We start from the raw sequence: 16,075 nt of genomic DNA on the forward strand, positions 1-16,075 counted from the left end.
GTCGCGCCGTGCGCCGCGCCGGAGTCAGTCCTCCTTGGCGGGCCGGGTGATCACGGAGAAGTAGGCGCCGTGCGGATCGTCCAGGACCGCGATACGTCCCACGTGCGGCAGGTCGAAGGGCGGTACCGAGACGCTGCCGCCGAGCTCGGCCGCCCTCGCGGCGGCCGCGTCGGTGTCGGCGACGGCGACGTAGTGCATCCAGTGCTGGGGTATCTCCGCGGGCCAGGCGTCGTTCATGAGCAGAATGCCGCCGAACGGGCCGCCGCCGCCCTCCACTTCCAGCTCGGTGTACGAGCTGTCACCGGCGAAGGGATGCGTCTCGCCCGTCCATCCGAAGACGTCCCGGTAGAACGCGCGGGCGCCGTCCACATCGCGGGTGTTGAGCTCGATCCAGCTGAACGCCCCCGGCTCGTTCAACAGACCCGCGCCCTTGAAGTTCCCCGGCTGCCAGACCGCGAACTCCGCACCGTGAGGGTCGGTGAACTGCGCGAAGCCGCCCTGGTCGAAGACGGCCATCGGCGGCACGGAGACGGCCCCGCCCGCGGCCTGCACCGCCTTGGCGGTGTCCTCGGCGTCCGCGGTGGCCATGTAGGTGATCCAGCGCGGCCGGTCGCCCTCGGCCATCACCGGGCCGACGGCGGCCACGGGCTGGTCACGCAGGGTGAAGAACGTGTAGCCCCCCGCCTCCGGGGGGCCCGGCTGGGACTCCCAGCCGAACAGGCCGCCGTAGAAGGCGCGTGAGGCCTCGATGTCGGGACTGCTCAGATCGGTCCAGCACGGTGTGCCCGGAACGAACGCGGTGGTCTTCATTGCGGCCTCCAACCGGGGGTGCCGCAAGGGGCTCCCTCTTCAATGCTCAGTCTGCTGCCCACCACTGACAATCGGGGGCGGCCGCCGACCGGGCCGGGGCCGCCACCTGCGAGACGTCGTGTCTCGCATGCCTTCGGTGACCCGGTGCCACGCCATGGGGGGCCGCCCCCGCCGGGTGCCCGGTGGGTGGACGGCCGCGCCCGTGCCGGGACGTACGAATTACAGTGAGCCCATGGCTCGACCGCGTCGCATTGTGCTCATCCGTCATGGGGAGTCCCAGGGAAACGCCGACGACACGATCTACGAGCGGATCCCCGACCACGCGCTCAACCTCACCACCAAGGGCGAGGAACAGGCGCGCGCCGCGGGTGCGGAACTGCGGGAGCTCTTCGGCGACCAGCGGGTCCAGGCGTTCGTCTCCCCGTACCGCCGTACGCACCAGACCTTCCACCTGCTGGGGCTCGAGCCGCACCGCACCCGGGCCAAGGAGGAGCCCCGGCTGCGCGAGCAGGACTGGGGCAACTACCAGGACGCCGAGGACGTGCAGCGGCAGCGCAAGGCCCGGGACGCATACGGCCACTTCTTCTACCGCTTCGCCCAGGGCGAGTCGGGGGCGGACGTGTACGACCGTGTCGGGTCCTTCCTGGAGACGCTCTACCGGGCCTTCGACAAGCCGGAGTTCCCGCCGAACGTGCTCCTGGTGACGCACGGGCTGACCATGCGGCTGTTCTGCATGCGCTGGTTCCACTGGACGGTCGACGAGTTCGAGTGCCTGTCGAACCCGGACAACGGCGAATTCCGGGTGCTGATCGCCGAGCGGGACGGCCGCTACCGCCTCGACCGGCCCTTCGCCCGCTGGCGCACCACCACCTACTCCGACCTGGCGAGATATCACGGGTGAGATTGCGCACAGGACGATTGACCCCGATGGCACGGGATGTCAGAGTTCTGGGCGCCATGACCGCTGATCCTGCCGACCTCCCTCGCTCCCGCGCGCTCGCCAGCCTGCGCGGACTCGCCCTCGGCGACGCCCTGGGCTCCCAGTTCTTCGTGCCCGCGCACTACCCGGCGCTGAAGAGCGGCACACCGCCGGCGGGGGTGTGGCAGTGGACCGACGACACCGAGATGGCCTGCTCCGTCGTCGCCGTCCTCGGCGCGCACGGCTTCGTGGACCAGGACGCGCTGGCCGCGTCCTTCGCCGCCCACCACGACTTCGACCGCGGCTACGGCCCCGCCGTGAACCGCATGCTGCGGCTGATCCGGCAGGAGAACGGTGACTGGCGCACGCTGGCCGCCGAGATGTTCAACGGCCAGGGCTCCTGGGGCAACGGCGCGGCGATGCGCGTCGCACCGCTCGGCGCGTGGTTCGCGGGCGAACCCGAGAAGGCCGCCGAGCAGGCGGAACTCTCCGCGTACACCACCCACCAGCACCGCGAGGCGGTCGCCGGAGCCATGGCCGTGGCGGCCGCCGCCGCCCTGGTCGCCGGGCCCGGTACCCCGGCCGATCCGGCGGCGCTGCTCACGTCCGTCGTCGGGCTCCTGCCGCGCAGCGCCGTCCACGCGGGGCTGCGCCGTGCCGTGGACATGCTCGACTACGACGACGTCGCCACCGTCGCGGCCGTGCTCGGCTGCGGCCGGCGCACCAGCGCGCACGACACCGTGCCCTTCGCCCTGTGGGCCGCGGTACGGGGCCTCGGCGACTACGAGCGCGCGTTCTGGACCACCGCCCGGGCGGGCGGTGACGTCGACACGACGTGCGCCATCGTCGGCGGCATCGTCGCCGCCCGGCCGGACGGCGAGCCGCCGAAGGCGTGGCTGGAACGCTGTGAACCGCTGCCGGAGTGGCTGCCCGCCGCCTGAGCCCCGGCGGAAACCGGTCCTTCGTCACGGCCCTGTCACAGACCGGGCCGCCAGCCCCACGGCGCGTATACGCCCCGGACCCCGGCGCATAGCCTGTCGGCCACGCTGCCCCGGCGATCTTCCCGGGGCGCGCTGACAAGCTCCGGTCCCGCGCCGCGTCATCGGCAGGCGACCGGTGGGGAGGGGTCCTCATGTCCGACGTACCGAAGGGCGCCGTGCCGCAGCGGCCGCCGCACGGCACACCGCACAACCCGCCGCACTTCGCCCGGCCACCGCTCCATCCGCCGGCCCATCCGGCCCGTCCGAGCCACGCCTCGGTGCAGCCGCAGCCGTGGGCACCGCCGCCCCCGCCGCCCCCTCCGCAGTGGATCATCGACAGCCGCGTCAAGGCGCCGTCCGCCGTCCACCCGGCGGTGCTCTGGATCGCGCTGCTCACCGGCCTTCTGGCCGCCGTGCTGCTGCGCGACGGCATCGGCGTCAACCTCCTGCTGACCGCGCTGCCCGCCGCGCTCGCCGCCGGGGTCGCGGCGGTCGTGCGCGGCCGCCGCCCGCGTCCATGGACGCTGGTGTGGGCGGCCACCGCCCTCGGCCTGCTGCTCGTCCCCGCGCTGCGCGACGCCGGCTGGCCCGCCTTTCTCGCGGTCCTCGGCTTCTTCGTCGTGGGTTCGCTCGCCCTGCACGGTGGCCGCCGCTGGCCGGGAGTGCTGCTGGGGGGCCTCGGTGTGTGGGCGTCCGTGGTGCCCGGCCTGGGCTGGGCGCTGCGCGGCCTGCGCGAGCGCACCGCGCGCAATCGGCGGCGCTGGCTTCCGATGGCCAAGGCCGTCGTGGTCGCCGTCGTCCTGCTGCTGGTCTTCGGTGCGCTCTTCGCCGGGGCGGACGCCGCCTTCGCCGACCTGCTGGGCGACTTCGTCCCCGACATGACGCTCGGCGACTTCCCCGTGCGCGTCCTGCTGTTCGCCCTCGGTGTGCTGGGCGCGCTGGCCGCCGCGTACACCGCCGCCGCGCCGCGCCGCTTCGACCGCGTCAAGGTCAAGCCGGGCCGCGCCCGTGGCCGGGCCGAGTGGGCGCTGCCGCTGGTCGTCCTCGCCGTGCTGTTCGCCGTCTTCAACGCCGTGCAGCTCACCGTGCTCTTCGGCGGCTATCAGAAGGTGCTCGCCGAGACCGGCCTGACGTACGCGCAGTACGCCCGCCAGGGCTTCTGGCAGCTGCTGATCGTGACCCTCCTGACCATCGGGGTGATCGGTCTCGCCCTGCGGTGGGCGCCGCGGGGCACGGACCGCGACCGGCTGCTCGTGCGCTCGGTCCTCGGCGCCATCTGCGTGCTGACGCTGGTCGTGGTCGCGTCCGCACTGCGCCGCATGGAGCTGTACGTGGGCGCCTACGGACTGACGCGGATGCGGATCTCGGTGGCCGGCATCGAGCTGTGGCTCGGGCTGCTGATCGTCCTGATCATGGCGGCCGGGGTGTTCGGCGCCCGATGGCTGCCGCGAGCGGTGGTGGCGAGCGCGGCTGTCGGCTTCCTGGCCTTCGGCCTCGCGGGCCCGGACGCCCTGATCGCCGACCAGCAGGTCACCCGGTACGAGAACACCGGCCGGATCGACCTGGCCTACCTGCAGGACCTGTCCGCCGACGCCGTCCCGGCGCTGGACCGGCTGCCGGAGCCGCAGCGCTCGTGCGCGCTGGAGCTGATGGCGCACGACCTGCGGGGCGGCGGCGACCCGTGGTTCGCCACGAGCCTCGGTGAGAGCCGGGCCCGTTCCGTGCTGGCCGCGCGCCCGGCGGACGCGTACGACGCCTGTTCGCGGGCACGACTCGCGCAGTACCGCATCGAATTGCGCTGACATCGCGCGGCATTCCGCCGCCCCGGCCTCCCCTCGGGCCGGGCGGCGGTGTGCCGTCAGGCGGCAGGCGTGCCCGCCGTGCCGCTCAGCGCCTCCAGGTCGCTCCTGCGCACCCGGATGACGAACAGCGCGGTGGCCAGGGCCAGCAGGACCAGCGCGACGGCGGCGTACAGGGCGGTGGAGATGCCGTGCGCCAGGACTTCGTGCGACCAGGGCGCCGGCAGCTCGTGCGTCCGTGCCAGCTCCGCCTTCTGCGCCGGGGTCGCCTGGGCGAGGAACCGCGGCAGCATCTCGGCCGCCTTGTCGCGGCTCGCGGTGCCGAAGACGGTCACCAGGATCGACAGGCCCAGCGAACCGCCCACCTGCTGCATGGCGTTGAGCAGCCCGGAGGCCGCGCCCGCCTCGTGCTGCGCGACCCCGGAGACGGCGGTCAGTGTCAGTGTCACGAAGTTGAGGCCCATGCCGAAGCCGAAGAGCACCATGGGGCCCAGCACCCCGCCCACGTAACTGCTGCCGGGGTCGATGAAGGTCAGCCAGGCCATTCCGGTGCCGGCGAGCGTCGAGCCCGCGACAAGGAAGGGCTTCGGCCCGAGCACCGGCAGGAAGCGGGTGGAGAGACCCGCTCCCGTCACGATCGCCACGGTGACCGGGAGGAAGGCGAAACCGGCGGCGATGGCGCTGTAGCCGAGCACGGTCTGCACGAAGATGACGATGAAGAAGAACATCCCGAACATCCCCGCGGCGAGGCTCAGCATCATCACGTACGTGCCGGAGCGGTTGCGGTCCGCGAACATCCGCAGGGGAGTGATGGGTTCCTTCGCGCGACGCTCGATGAGGACGAACGAGCTCAGCAGTACCACCGCGGCGCAGAACGCGCCGATCGTGAGCCCGTCCCGCCAGCCCTGGGCGGCGGCCCGGATGAAGCCGTAGACCAGGGAGGCCATACCGGCGGTCGACGTCACCGCGCCGGCGATGTCGAAGCGGCCGGGATGGCGCTTCGACTCGCTGATGTAGCGCGGCGCCAGGAAGGCGATCAGCAGGCCGATCGGCACGTTGACGAAGAACACCCAGCGCCAGTCGAGCCAGTCCGTGAGCATGCCGCCCGCCAGCAGGCCCACCGCGCCGCCGCCCGCGGAGACCGCGGCGAAGACGCCGAACGCGCGGTTGCGTTCGGGTCCTTCGGGAAAGTTGGTGGTGATGAGGGCGAGCGAGGTCGGCGAGGCGATCGCGCCGCCGACGCCCTGCAGGGAGCGCGCCGCGAGCAGCTGCCACGGCTCCTGCGCGAAGCCCCCGAGAAGGGAGGCGAGTGAGAACAGCAGGATGCCGAAGACGAAGACCCTGCGGCGGCCGAGGATGTCGCCGGCCCGCCCGCCGAGCAGCAGAAGGCCGCCGAAGGTGAGGGTGTAGGCGTTGAGCACCCAGGACAGGTCGGTCGTGGAGAAGGAGAGCGCGGTCTGGATGTGCGGGAGCGCGATGTTCACAATCGTGGCGTCCAGCACGACCATGAGCTGGCAGGCCGCGATCACGGCGAGTGCGATCCCCGGCCTGCCGTCGCGTCGCGCGGCGCCGGGCTTGTGTGGTGAGGTGAGTTGCTCAGTCGTCACGAGATCCCCCAGACGGTGACTAGTGAACGGCTGCGTTCACTATGGACGACACTAGAGTGGTGTTGTTAGTGAACGCAAGCGTTCACTAGAAGCGAAGAGCCGAGAAGGTGCCATGGTCATGTCGCACGAGGCGGCAACGGAGCCGTCCAAGCAGGTCGCGCCGCGTCGCCGCGGGCCGGTGCTGGAACGCGCCATCCTCAAGGCCGCCTTGGAGCAACTGGGCACCGTCGGCTGGCGGGGACTGACCATGGAGGGCGTCGCGTCCGCCGCCCAGACCGGCAAGGCGGCCGTCTACCGGCGCTGGCCGTCCAAGCAGGCGCTGGCCACCGACGCGCTGCAGGCCGCGCTCCCCGCCGTCCCCGATGTGCCGGACCTCGGCGGCCTCCGCGAGGACCTCCTCTTCCTGGTGCTGAGGATGCGCGAGGCGATGTACTCGCAGAGCGGACTGGCCCTGCGCGCGGTGATCGACGAGTCCGACCACGAGACGGCGCACTGCTTCGTGCGACTGGTCGTCGAGGGGGTGGTCGAACCCACCAAGCACCGCATCATGGACGTCGTACGGCGCGGGGTCGAACGCGGGGAGGTGCGGCCGGACGCCACCGGGGACATCGTCGCCGACGTCGTGCCCGCCCTGATGATGTACCGGTCGAAGATGGGCGGACGGGAGATCTCCGAACGCGACCTGGTGGAGGTCGTCGACCAGGTGATGCTGCCCCTGCTGCGGCCCTGAGGGACGTGCCCCGAGGAACGTGCCCGGAGGAGGCGATGTCCTGCGGGACCCCGCCTCCGGCGGCCCGGCGCGGGAGCGTAGGGTGGGCGTTGCCATGGTCCGTGAACCTCCCACCCACCGCGTCGAGCGCTCCTTGCGCGCGACACTCGGCGCCAAGATCGTCGCGGGCGTCGACGAGGTCGGCCGGGGGGCCTGGGCCGGACCGGTCACCGTCTGCGCGGCCGTCACCGGACTGCGGCGGGCGCCGGAAGGGCTCACCGATTCCAAACTGCTCACCGTCAAGCGCCGGGGCGAACTCGCCGCCTTGCTGGTCGGTTGGGTCCATTGCTACGCGCTCGGCCACGCGTCGCCCGAGGAGATCGACGACCTCGGGATGACGGCCGCCCAGCGGCTCGCGGCGACGCGTGCCCTGGAGGCCCTGCCCGTACGGCCCGACGCGGTCATCCTCGACGGCAAGCACGACTACCTCGGCGGCCCGTGGCGGGTACGGACGGTCATCAAGGGTGACCAGTCCTGCATCGCCGTCTCCGCGGCCTCGGTGATCGCCAAGGTGCGGCGGGACGCCATGATGGCCGAACTGGGCGTGGACTATGCTCCGTTCGGTTTCGAGGACAACGCCGGGTACCCTTCGCCGGTGCACCGGGCTGCGCTGGCGGAACTGGGGCCCACCCCCCACCACCGGCTGTCCTGGGCATACCTCGATACGCTGCCGCGTTGGCAACACCTGAAGAAAGTCCGGGAGACCGTGGTGGCGGGGGAGACAGGCGAGCAGCTCGGCTTCGATTTCTGAGCCGAGTTGTGACCTACCCGCCGCTGCGCTGTTCCGGTGCATTTGATAGACATCTGCACATGCCTCTCATCCCCGAGGAGCCTCAGATTCACGAGAGTGTCCCGGGTTCTCGCGTAGCCCCGGCCGCCGGCCGGTCCGCGTCGACCCCCCGTCCTGTACCGGCCCCCGGCCCCCGTCCCGGGTCCCCGCGCCCCGCGCCACCGCGCGGAGGCACCACGGTCAACGCCCGGCCCGGCCGTCCCGGCCCGGCTCGCGGTCCGGCCGTTCCGTCACAGCCGCGGCCGCCCCGGGAAGCCGAGGTCGCACAGGCCGGCTCCGCCGGTGCGGCGGCGACGCAGATCCAGCTCATCCCCGCTCCGGTGGAGGGTGCGCTCGACGCGGCCGACGAGGCGGTCGACCTGCTGCTCGACAGCGGTCGGGCGCCCGGCGAGGTCCTGGTGCTCACCACCGGTGAGCAGCACCCCTGGGCCGCCCACGAGCTGAGTTTCGGCGAGGCGTCCTACTGGGCGCAGTACGACGCCGGCGACGACGTCTTCTACGCGGCCCACGACGCCGAGCGTGCCCAGGGCCGTCCGGTCGTGGTCGTCGCGGTCAACGGTGGCTCGGACGAGGTCGTGGCCGCGCTGCTGCCCTCGGCCGTGCGACGGGCCGGTGCGCTGCTGATCGTGTGCGGCGACCCCCAGCGGATCAACGGGCTGCTCGGCGCGAACGCCTGATCAGCGCGCTGCCGCGCGGCGCAGGGCCGGTGCCTCCTCTCCGGGGCGCAGGGCCGCTGCGCCGTGCTGTTCGCGCGACCAGGACGAGGCGTTGGGGTTACGTCCCACGCGGGCCTCGCCGTACACGCGCCAGCCGTCCTCGGTCAAAGTGATGTAGGAGCCGGGGCGCAGGCCGTGCAACGAGCACGCGTCCCGCAGGCCCCACGCCCACGCCCCGTCCGCCTCGGTCCACTCCGCGCCGCCCTCGCGGCACACCAGGAGGACGGCGGTGCGCACGGGCGTACGCCGGCGCAGGTCGTCCGGGGTGATCCGGCGCAGGTGGGACAGGATCGCGTTGCGCCGTTCCCAGCCGTCGACGACGCCCTCGCGCTGTGCGAACGAGGCGCTGGCCGTCAGCCGTCCGTCGGGTGACAGGACCGCGAGCACCGCCGTGCCCGGCGCGGGAAGGTGCCGCGCGTGCAGGTCCTTGACCACGTCGCGTGGGCTGATCAGCAGCGGGAAGCCGGAGGCTGTCCACTCCGCCGGTTCCAGGGCGCGCGCACGGCGGGCGGGGCGGGAGGACGTGCCGGAGGAGGTTTCCGGAGCGAAGCCCATGGCCGCGATCCTCCCTTCGGGTATGCGTCCGAGACCGGGTGCGCGGGCGCATGCCGATCGGGGGGCTCGAGGAGCCGAACGGGGAACGCTCCCAATTCTCGCTGCCGTACACGCGAGCGGCAACGGTCAATTAGTCGTTGTGTCTGTTATCGGATCGTCCGCCGCATAGATCCCCGGGTGCTGTCCACCATCTGACCGCGGATCAGCCTTGCAGGGCCAGGACCAGCGGAAACACTGCTGCAACTCCTGACCTGCGCAGCAGTCGTGCGGCGACGGCCAGGGTCCAGCCCGTTTCGGTGAAATCGTCGACGAGCAGGACCGGTCCGGGCGTTGCCGCGATCGCGTCGGCGAGAGCGGGCGGAACGGCGAAGGCCCCGTGCAGCGCGCGCAGACGCTGCGCGCTGTTGCTGCGCGGCACACGCGAGGGCTCGACGTCACCTGTGTGGACCAGCTCCCCGAGCAGCGGCATGCGCCCGGCGTCGGCGATGCGCTGCCCGAGCGAGGCGATCAGCCGCGGCCTGGTGTGGGAGGCGACGGTCACCACACCGACCGGGCGGTGCGGTGCGTCGGGTGCCCCACTGGCCCAGCCGCCCGGTCCTCGGGCCCAGTCCGCCAGCACCGTGACCACGGCGTTGACCACGTCGTCCGCGACGGGCGCGTCCGGAGCGTTCACGGCGAACAGCGGCCGCAGCCGGTTGCCCCAGCCGATGTCGGAAAGCCGTCCGAGGGCGCGGCCGGGCCCGGCCTGTTCGCCGGCCGGGATCCGGCCCTTGAGGTCGATGCCCACCGCCGGGAGGCCCGTGGGCCACATCCGGCGCGGTTCCACCTCGACGCCGGGGCGCCCGAGCGCCGCCCGCGCGGACTCCAGTGCCTCCCGGGACACCTCGGCGGAGTAGCGCGGCGCCGCGCAGTTGTCGCAGCGGCCGCAGGGGGCGGCGTCCTCGTCGTCGAGTTGCCGCCGCAGGTACTCCATGCGGCAGGCGGTGGTCGTGGCGTACTCGCGCATGGCCTGCTGCTCGTCCTTGCGCTGCCGGTCGACCCAGGCGTAACGCTCGGTGTCGTACGCCCAGGGCTGCCCCGTGGACGTCCAGCCGCCGCGCACCCGGCGGACGGCACCGTCCACGTCGAGGACCTTGAGCATGGTCTCCAGCCGGGTGCGGCGCAGGTCGACGCTGGCCTCCAGGGCCGGCACGGACATCGGCGCTCCCGCCTCCGCCAGCAGCGCGAGGGTCTGGCGGACCTGCTCCTCGCGCGGGAAGGCGAGCGAGGCGAAGTAGCGCCAGATCGCCTCGTCCTCCGGACCGGGGAGCAGCAGGACCTCAGCGTGATCGACTCCTCGGCCGGCGCGGCCGACCTGCTGGTAGTAGGCGATGGGGGAGGAGGGCGAGCCCAGGTGGAGCACGAAGCCCAGGTCGGGCTTGTCGAATCCCATGCCGAGGGCGGAGGTCGCGACCAGGGCCTTGACCTCGTTGCGCAGCAGCGCGGCCTCGGCGACCCGCCGGTCGGCGTCCTCCGTGCGGCCGGTGTACGCGGCCACTTCGTGTCCCCGCTGCCGCAGGAAGGCCGCGACCTCCTCGGCGGCCGCCACGGTGAGCGTGTAGATGATGCCGGAGCCCGGCAGCTCGCCGAGGTGGTCGGCGAGCCAGGCGAGCCGGTGTGCGGCGTCCGGCAGCGGCAGGACGCCGAGCGAGAGGCTCTCGCGGTCCAGCGGCCCGCGCAGGATCAGCGCGCCCTCGTGGTCGCCGGTGCCCAGTTGTTCCGCGACATCCGCCGTCACGCGGGCGTTGGCCGTGGCCGTGGTGGCGAGGACGGGGACGCCCGGCGGCAGGTCGGCGAGCATGGTGCGCAACCGGCGGTAGTCGGGCCGGAAGTCGTGGCCCCAGTCGGAGATGCAGTGCGCCTCGTCGACCACGAGCAGGCCGGTGGTGGCGGCGAGTTTGGGCAGTACCTGATCGCGGAAGTCGGGGTTGTTGAGCCGTTCCGGGCTGACCAGCAGGACGTCGACCTCCCCGGCGGCGACTTCTGCCTGGACGGTGTCCCACTCCTCGGGGTTGGCCGAGTTGATCGTCCGGGCCCTGATGCCGGCGCGGTCGGCGGCGTCGATCTGGTTGCGCATGAGGGCGAGCAGCGGGGAGACGATCACGGTCGGACCGCTGCCGCGTTCCCGGAGCAGCGCCGTGGCCACGAAGTAGACGGCGGACTTGCCCCAGCCCGTGCGCTGGACGACCAGGGCCCGGCGGCCCTGGGCCACCAGCGCCTCGACCGCGCGCCACTGGTCCTCGCGCAGGCGGGCGGTGCCCGTCGGGTCCCCGACGAGCCGGCTGAGGATCGTGTCGGCGGTGGTGCGCAGTGCGGTGGTCATGCCCCCATGCAACCCGATGACACCGACACTGTGCCAACCGCCCCCGCCGCACCTGTGGATAACTCGTCCGGCATTCTTGTGATGATATGGACGGTTTATCCACAGGTTTTGGAGGGGTCTGGCGGAGATCCATGCTGTGCGCCACCTTCGGATCATGACTCAGCACACCGCATCTCCGCGTCCCTCGGACGACCCGAAGGTCACCCTGCGCAGCCCGGCCGAGCTCGCCGCCGCGCTCCCCTACCTGTGCGGCTTCCACCCGGACGACAGCATTCTGATGATGGCCCTGCACGGCGAACGCGGCCGCTTCGGCGGCCGCGCCCGGCTGGGCATCCCTCGCAACCCCGGTGAATGGCCGGACGCGGCGGCGCAGTTGGCCGACTGCCTCATCACCGGCAGTACACAGCGCGGCGGCCGCCCGGACGCCATCGTGCTCTTCCTCGTCCAGGACCCCGCCCCCGGGGAGACCCCCGGGCAGGTCATGGAGCGCCTCCGGCCGCTGGCACAGGGCCTGCGGGTGGCCTGCGGCAGCCTCGACGTGCCCGTGGTGGAGGCGCTGTGCGTCTCCGCCGGCCGCTGGTGGTCCTACTCCTGCCCGGACACCGAGTGCGGGCCTCCCGAGGGCGTGCCGGTCCCACCCACCGGTGACTCGGTGATGGCGGCCGCGGCCGCCTACGCGGGTATCCGGGTACGCGGCTCCCGCAAGGCGCTGGAGGACCGCCTCGCCCCGCCCCCGGCGGGGTCGACGGCGGGCATCGCGCGGGAGGAGGCACTGGACACGGCGGCCGCCGGACTCGTGCCGCGCATGCTCGAACGCGACGACTCCGACGAGGTGCGGCGGACCACGCTGCGACTGATCGAGCAGGCCCTGGACCGGTTCAAGGCGGCCTCCCCCGAGGACGACGGCCCGATCGGCGACCGTCATGACGACGCCCTGCTCGCTGACGACGAGGCCGCCGCGATGATCCTCGGGCTGCAGGACCGTGACACCCGTGACCGGGCCGCGGAATGGATGGACCCGCCGCACACCGACGCAGCCCTGCGCCTGTGGCGGGCGCTCGCCCGCCGCTGCGTCGAGCCCTACCACGAGCACGCCGCGGCACCTCTGACACTGGCCGGCTGGGTCGCCTGGTCGGCGGGGGACGAGGCCACCGCGCGCGTGGCCTTCGGTCGCGCGCTGCACCTCGCCCCCGACTACACCTTCGCCCGGCTGCTGTACGCCGCGGTCAACAACGGGATCTCCCCCGAGCCGCTGCGCCGCTACCTGCGCCGGCGGCGCGGCGGGCAGGCCCGCCGCGCCGCCATCCTCACAGCTCGCCGCGGGCCAGCCGGATCAGCCGGTCGAGGACCCGGCCGCCGCTCACCCGGAGCCCGTCGTGCTCGTACTCGTCGGTGACCCACGTCCGCAGGCCGCGCACCGACCGGGCGGTGGCCAGGGAGTCGGCCGCGTCGACGTACATGTCGTCGTGGTACACCGCCGCGGCCACCGGCACCTCGTTCGCCGCCAGTTGGCGCGGGTCGTACAGGTCGGGCCAGTCCTCGCGGCGGGCCAGCAGTTCCGCCGTCTCGCGGAGCGGGGCGAGCGCCGGGTCGGTGGAGAACATCCATGGGTAGATCATCTCCCCGGTCAGCAGCACCGGCGCGTCGTCCGCCAGCGGCTTGTCCACGTCGAACTGCGGGAACTCGCCGCGCACCGACTCGGCCGCCCAGCCGGTGCCCCGCGGCGACACGGACCGCTGGCCGTAGATCGACTCGTGCAGCACCGCGTAGAGCGGATTGCCCGCGAAGGACAGGTGACCCTGCACCTCGGCCAGGAAGGAGTCGGACAGCTGCGGACCCGCGGCCCCCGGCAGGAATGCGTCCTCCAGCAGGTAGTGCAGCGTGTGCGAGCCGGTGCCCGTGCCCAGCATCAGGCCGAGGGTCTGGAGCGCCTCGGCGGTCAGCAGCCCGCCGTTCGGCAGCGTCACCTCGTGCTCCCGAAGGTGCCGCGCCACGGCGCGGACCGTCTCGACGTCCTCCGGATAGCGCGCGTAGTGGGCCTCGACCTTGCGCTCCACCCGCGGATAGGCGGCCCGGTAGACGTCCTCCGCGCTGCTGCGCAGACCCGCGAGACCGCCCGTCACGAACGCCTCGCGAATCCCCTCGGGGGCGAGGGAGAGATACGTCAGCGTGCAGAATCCGCCGAAGCTCTGCCCCAGCAGGCTCCACCGGACGCTCTGGCCGAGCAGTTCGCGGCGGATCAACTCGCAGTCGCGGACGATCGAGTCGGCCCGGAAGTGCTCCAGATACCGGGCCTGGGCGGCGGCATCGCCGCGCAACGGCAGGGTCTGCCGGTTCGCGGGGGTGGAACGGCCGGTGCCGCGCTGGTCGAGGAGCAGCACCCGGTAGTCGTCCAGCGCCCGGGTGAGCCAGCCGTCGCGGCCCAGCGGTCGCGGTGACCTGCCTCCCGGCCCGCCCTGCAGGAACAACAACCAGGGCAATGGCTCCCGTTCCTTGCCGACCGCCACGACCTCGCGGGCGTACACCTCGATCTGCTCACCACGTGGATCCGCGTGGTCGAGCGGTACCTGGAAGGTGCGGTCGGTGATGACGGTCCCTGGCTGGCGGTAGACGGCCATGGCTCTCTTTCCGCTGATACGAACGGTTTCCCGATCAGGAACGGTAGACGGCGCGTGACCCGAGTGCCCACACGGGCGTTCACCGGGGTAGTGGCGGCACCGCCCGCCCGAGCCGACGAGGAGATGGCATGGGCCCGCATCAGGCCAATCGGTCGTCCTCCCGCGCCGACCGGGGGCCGCAGGCGGTGCACGACGCGGTGATCTGCGTCGCGGCCCCGTCGCTCGCGGTCTCGGGGCGGGACGGGCAGCTGCGCGGTGACGGCCTGGACGGCTTCTACCAGGCCGGGCGGCGCGTGCTCGCCCGCTGCGAACTCCGGCTGGCGGGGGCGGCCCCGGTGCCGGTGCAGGGCCTGCCGGTGTCGGCCGGGGAGGCACGGTTCACGGCGGTGGCGCGGGTGCCCGGTGACACGGCCCCGGATCCGGGCCTGACCGTGGAGCGGCTGCGCTCCGCGGGCGGCACCGAGCGCATCACCGTGCACAACACCGGGCCGCGCGAGGTGCGCATCCCGTGCGAGGTGTCCCTGGCCTGCGATCTCGCCGAGCTACCGGCGATCGCCGCGGGGACGTCCGGCCCGGAACTGCCCGCCAGCGTCAGCGACGGGGGACTGCTGTGGGCGGGCGAGGGCGGACGGGTCCGGGTCGTCGCCGTGCCGGGGCCCGACAGCGCGATGGCCTCGGCCGGCTTGCTGAGCTGGGACCTCGTGCTGCCGCCGGGGGCGTCCCGCACGATCGAGCTGCGGGTGGTCCTGGAGCCTGCCGGGGCGCAGCCGGCCGGCCCGGCGTCCGGACCGACCACGGCGCCGTGGTCCGCGGCGCGGATCGACTGCGAGGACGGCGGGGCGGCGTCGCTGCTCCGCACCGCCCTCGACGACCTGCGCGGGCTGTTGCTGCGGGAACCAGGGCATCCGCTGGACGCCCACGTGGCGGCGGGGGCTCCCTGGCGGCTCGGTCTGGCCCCGGCCGACGCGGCCTGGGCGGCGCGCATGCTGCTGCCGCTCGGCACACGGCTGGCGGCCGGGACCCTGCGCACCCTGGCCCGCCGGCAGGATCCGGAGACCGGCCGGGTGCCCGGACCGCTGCGGCACGCCGGCCCGCACCTGCCGCCCACGTGCTCGGGCGTGGAGGCCGGGCTGCTTTTCGTCACCGTGCTCGCCGAGGCACGCCGCTGGGGGATCTACGACCGGGACGCCGAGCAGCTCCTGCCCGCGGCGGAGCGCTCCCTGCGGTGGCTGAGGTCGTCCCTGACCCCCGCCGGGTACATGCCCGACCCCGTGCCCGGCGGGCCCGTGCGCTGCGACGTGCAGGCGCACGCCCACCGCGCCATGCTGCACGGCGCGGATCTGCTGGACGCGTACGGACGTCCCGGGGCCGAGGAGTGGCGCGAGCGGGCGGAGGCGCTGCGCCGCCGCTTCCGTGACGACTTCTGGCTGGACGACCGTGCGGGCGGCCGCCCGGCCGCCGCGCTGACCCCGGACGGAAGACCGGTGCCGCACCTCGGATCGGCGGCGGCGCACCTGCTGGACACCGGGCTGGCCGCCGGCGGCGGGGTCGCCCCCGGACTCCTGGACAAGGTGCAGACCGAGCAGCTCGCCCGCCTGCTGGCGGCGCCTGAGCTCGACTCGGGGTGGGGGCTGCGCACGCTCTCGGCCGCGGCGCCCGGCCACAACCCCTTCGGGCACCGGGGAGGGGCCGTGCGCGTCCACGACACCGCCGTCGCGGTCGCCGGGCTCGCCGCCCACGGCTACGAGAGGGAGGCCGCCGCACTGCTGCGCGGCGTGCTCGACGCGGCCGCCGTCTTCGGCCACCGGCTCCCCGAGATGTACGCGGGCGAGCAGCGAGCCCCCGATCGCGTACCCGCCCCGCACCCGACCGCGTCCCGCCCCGCCGCGGTGGCGGCCGCCGGAGCGGTACAGCTCCTGATCACTCTCGCCGGTATCCGCCCGGACGTCCCCGAGCGCATCGTGGTCGTCCGCCCCCTGGGCTGTGCGCCCCTCGGCGAGCTGCGGCTGACGGGGCTGGCGGTCGCGGGCGAGCCGTTCGCGGTGCGCGTGGGCCGGCTCGGAACGGCTGTCGTCGAGGAGGCCGCGGCGGGACTGCAGCTCGGTTCCTGAGCCGGAGGGCACCCCTGCTTCACGAAGGCGCCCCGCCCC

At 73.5% G+C, this 16,075-nt stretch carries 13 protein-coding genes; 8 read left to right on the forward strand and 5 right to left on the reverse strand.

Going from position 1 to position 16,075, the window contains the following annotated elements; all coding sequences use genetic code 11:
* Positions 1 to 24: 24 nt before the first annotated feature.
* Positions 25 to 810: a VOC family protein gene (locus tag ACIP98_RS10460; protein WP_319659163.1), complete on the reverse strand. Its 786-nt coding sequence runs from the start codon at positions 808 to 810 to the stop codon at positions 25 to 27.
* 232 nt (positions 811 to 1,042) lie between these two features.
* Between ACIP98_RS10460 and ACIP98_RS10465 the strand changes: the two genes are divergently transcribed.
* The 3 genes from ACIP98_RS10465 to ACIP98_RS10475 all read left to right on the forward strand — a co-directional run bounded on the left by ACIP98_RS10465 (position 1,043) and on the right by ACIP98_RS10475 (position 4,511).
* The gene (locus ACIP98_RS10465) at positions 1,043 to 1,711 is read left to right on the forward strand and encodes a histidine phosphatase family protein (RefSeq protein WP_401974929.1); all 669 of its coding nucleotides are present in this window, start codon (positions 1,043 to 1,045) and stop codon (positions 1,709 to 1,711) included.
* A 56-nt stretch (positions 1,712 to 1,767) separates the two neighbouring features.
* Entirely contained in the window at positions 1,768 to 2,670 is a 903-nt protein-coding gene (locus ACIP98_RS10470) for an ADP-ribosylglycohydrolase family protein (protein ID WP_319659160.1), read from the forward strand.
* Positions 2,671 to 2,861: 191 nt separating this feature from the next.
* Positions 2,862 to 4,511, forward strand: coding sequence for a DUF4173 domain-containing protein (locus ACIP98_RS10475; protein WP_401974932.1), 1,650 nt, complete (start codon positions 2,862 to 2,864; stop codon positions 4,509 to 4,511).
* A gap of 56 nt (positions 4,512 to 4,567) precedes the next feature.
* Here the strand turns inward: ACIP98_RS10475 and ACIP98_RS10480 are convergent, their stop codons facing one another.
* Positions 4,568 to 6,115, reverse strand: a complete 1,548-nt coding sequence (locus ACIP98_RS10480; RefSeq protein WP_401974934.1) for an MFS transporter — start codon at positions 6,113 to 6,115, stop codon at positions 4,568 to 4,570.
* A gap of 112 nt (positions 6,116 to 6,227) precedes the next feature.
* Here ACIP98_RS10480 and ACIP98_RS10485 point away from each other — a divergent pair, with 112 nt between their 5' ends.
* The 3 genes from ACIP98_RS10485 to ACIP98_RS10495 all read left to right on the forward strand — a co-directional run bounded on the left by ACIP98_RS10485 (position 6,228) and on the right by ACIP98_RS10495 (position 8,351).
* The gene (locus tag ACIP98_RS10485; protein WP_401974936.1) at positions 6,228 to 6,845 is read left to right on the forward strand and encodes a TetR/AcrR family transcriptional regulator; all 618 of its coding nucleotides are present in this window, start codon (positions 6,228 to 6,230) and stop codon (positions 6,843 to 6,845) included.
* Positions 6,846 to 6,939: 94 nt separating this feature from the next.
* On the forward strand, positions 6,940 to 7,635 hold the full coding sequence (locus ACIP98_RS10490) for a ribonuclease HII (protein ID WP_401974938.1): 696 nt from the start codon (positions 6,940 to 6,942) through the stop codon (positions 7,633 to 7,635).
* Between the two features lie 59 nt (positions 7,636 to 7,694).
* Positions 7,695 to 8,351, forward strand: a complete 657-nt coding sequence (locus tag ACIP98_RS10495) for a hypothetical protein (protein WP_319659155.1) — start codon at positions 7,695 to 7,697, stop codon at positions 8,349 to 8,351.
* Here the strand turns inward: ACIP98_RS10495 and ACIP98_RS10500 are convergent, their stop codons facing one another.
* Entirely contained in the window at positions 8,352 to 8,945 is a 594-nt protein-coding gene (locus ACIP98_RS10500) for a hypothetical protein (RefSeq protein ID WP_319659154.1), read from the reverse strand. It abuts the gene before it with no gap.
* 202 nt (positions 8,946 to 9,147) lie between these two features.
* Positions 9,148 to 11,307 carry a RecQ family ATP-dependent DNA helicase gene (locus tag ACIP98_RS10505; protein ID WP_401974940.1) on the reverse strand — a complete coding sequence of 720 codons (2,160 nt, stop codon included), beginning with the start codon at positions 11,305 to 11,307 and terminating at the stop codon, positions 9,148 to 9,150.
* Positions 11,308 to 11,461: 154 nt separating this feature from the next.
* Here ACIP98_RS10505 and ACIP98_RS10510 point away from each other — a divergent pair, with 154 nt between their 5' ends.
* A complete protein-coding gene (locus tag ACIP98_RS10510; protein WP_319659152.1) occupies positions 11,462 to 12,703 on the forward strand; it encodes a DUF4192 domain-containing protein in 1,242 nt (413 codons plus the stop codon).
* Here the strand turns inward: ACIP98_RS10510 and ACIP98_RS10515 are convergent.
* Positions 12,615 to 13,925 (reverse strand): alpha/beta fold hydrolase, encoded by a 1,311-nt coding sequence (locus ACIP98_RS10515; protein ID WP_319659151.1) that lies wholly within the window; start codon positions 13,923 to 13,925, stop codon positions 12,615 to 12,617. The two genes, ACIP98_RS10510 and ACIP98_RS10515, sit on opposite strands and share 89 nt — an antisense overlap.
* 128 nt (positions 13,926 to 14,053) lie before the next feature.
* On the opposite strand from ACIP98_RS10515, the gene ACIP98_RS10520 reads away from it, so the two are divergent.
* The gene (locus ACIP98_RS10520) at positions 14,054 to 16,036 is read left to right on the forward strand and encodes a glycogen debranching N-terminal domain-containing protein (protein WP_401974945.1); all 1,983 of its coding nucleotides are present in this window, start codon (positions 14,054 to 14,056) and stop codon (positions 16,034 to 16,036) included.
* Positions 16,037 to 16,075 lie beyond the last annotated feature (39 nt).

This window comes from Streptomyces sp. NPDC088354 (assembly GCF_044753585.1).
Taxonomy (GTDB): domain Bacteria; phylum Actinomycetota; class Actinomycetes; order Streptomycetales; family Streptomycetaceae; genus Actinacidiphila.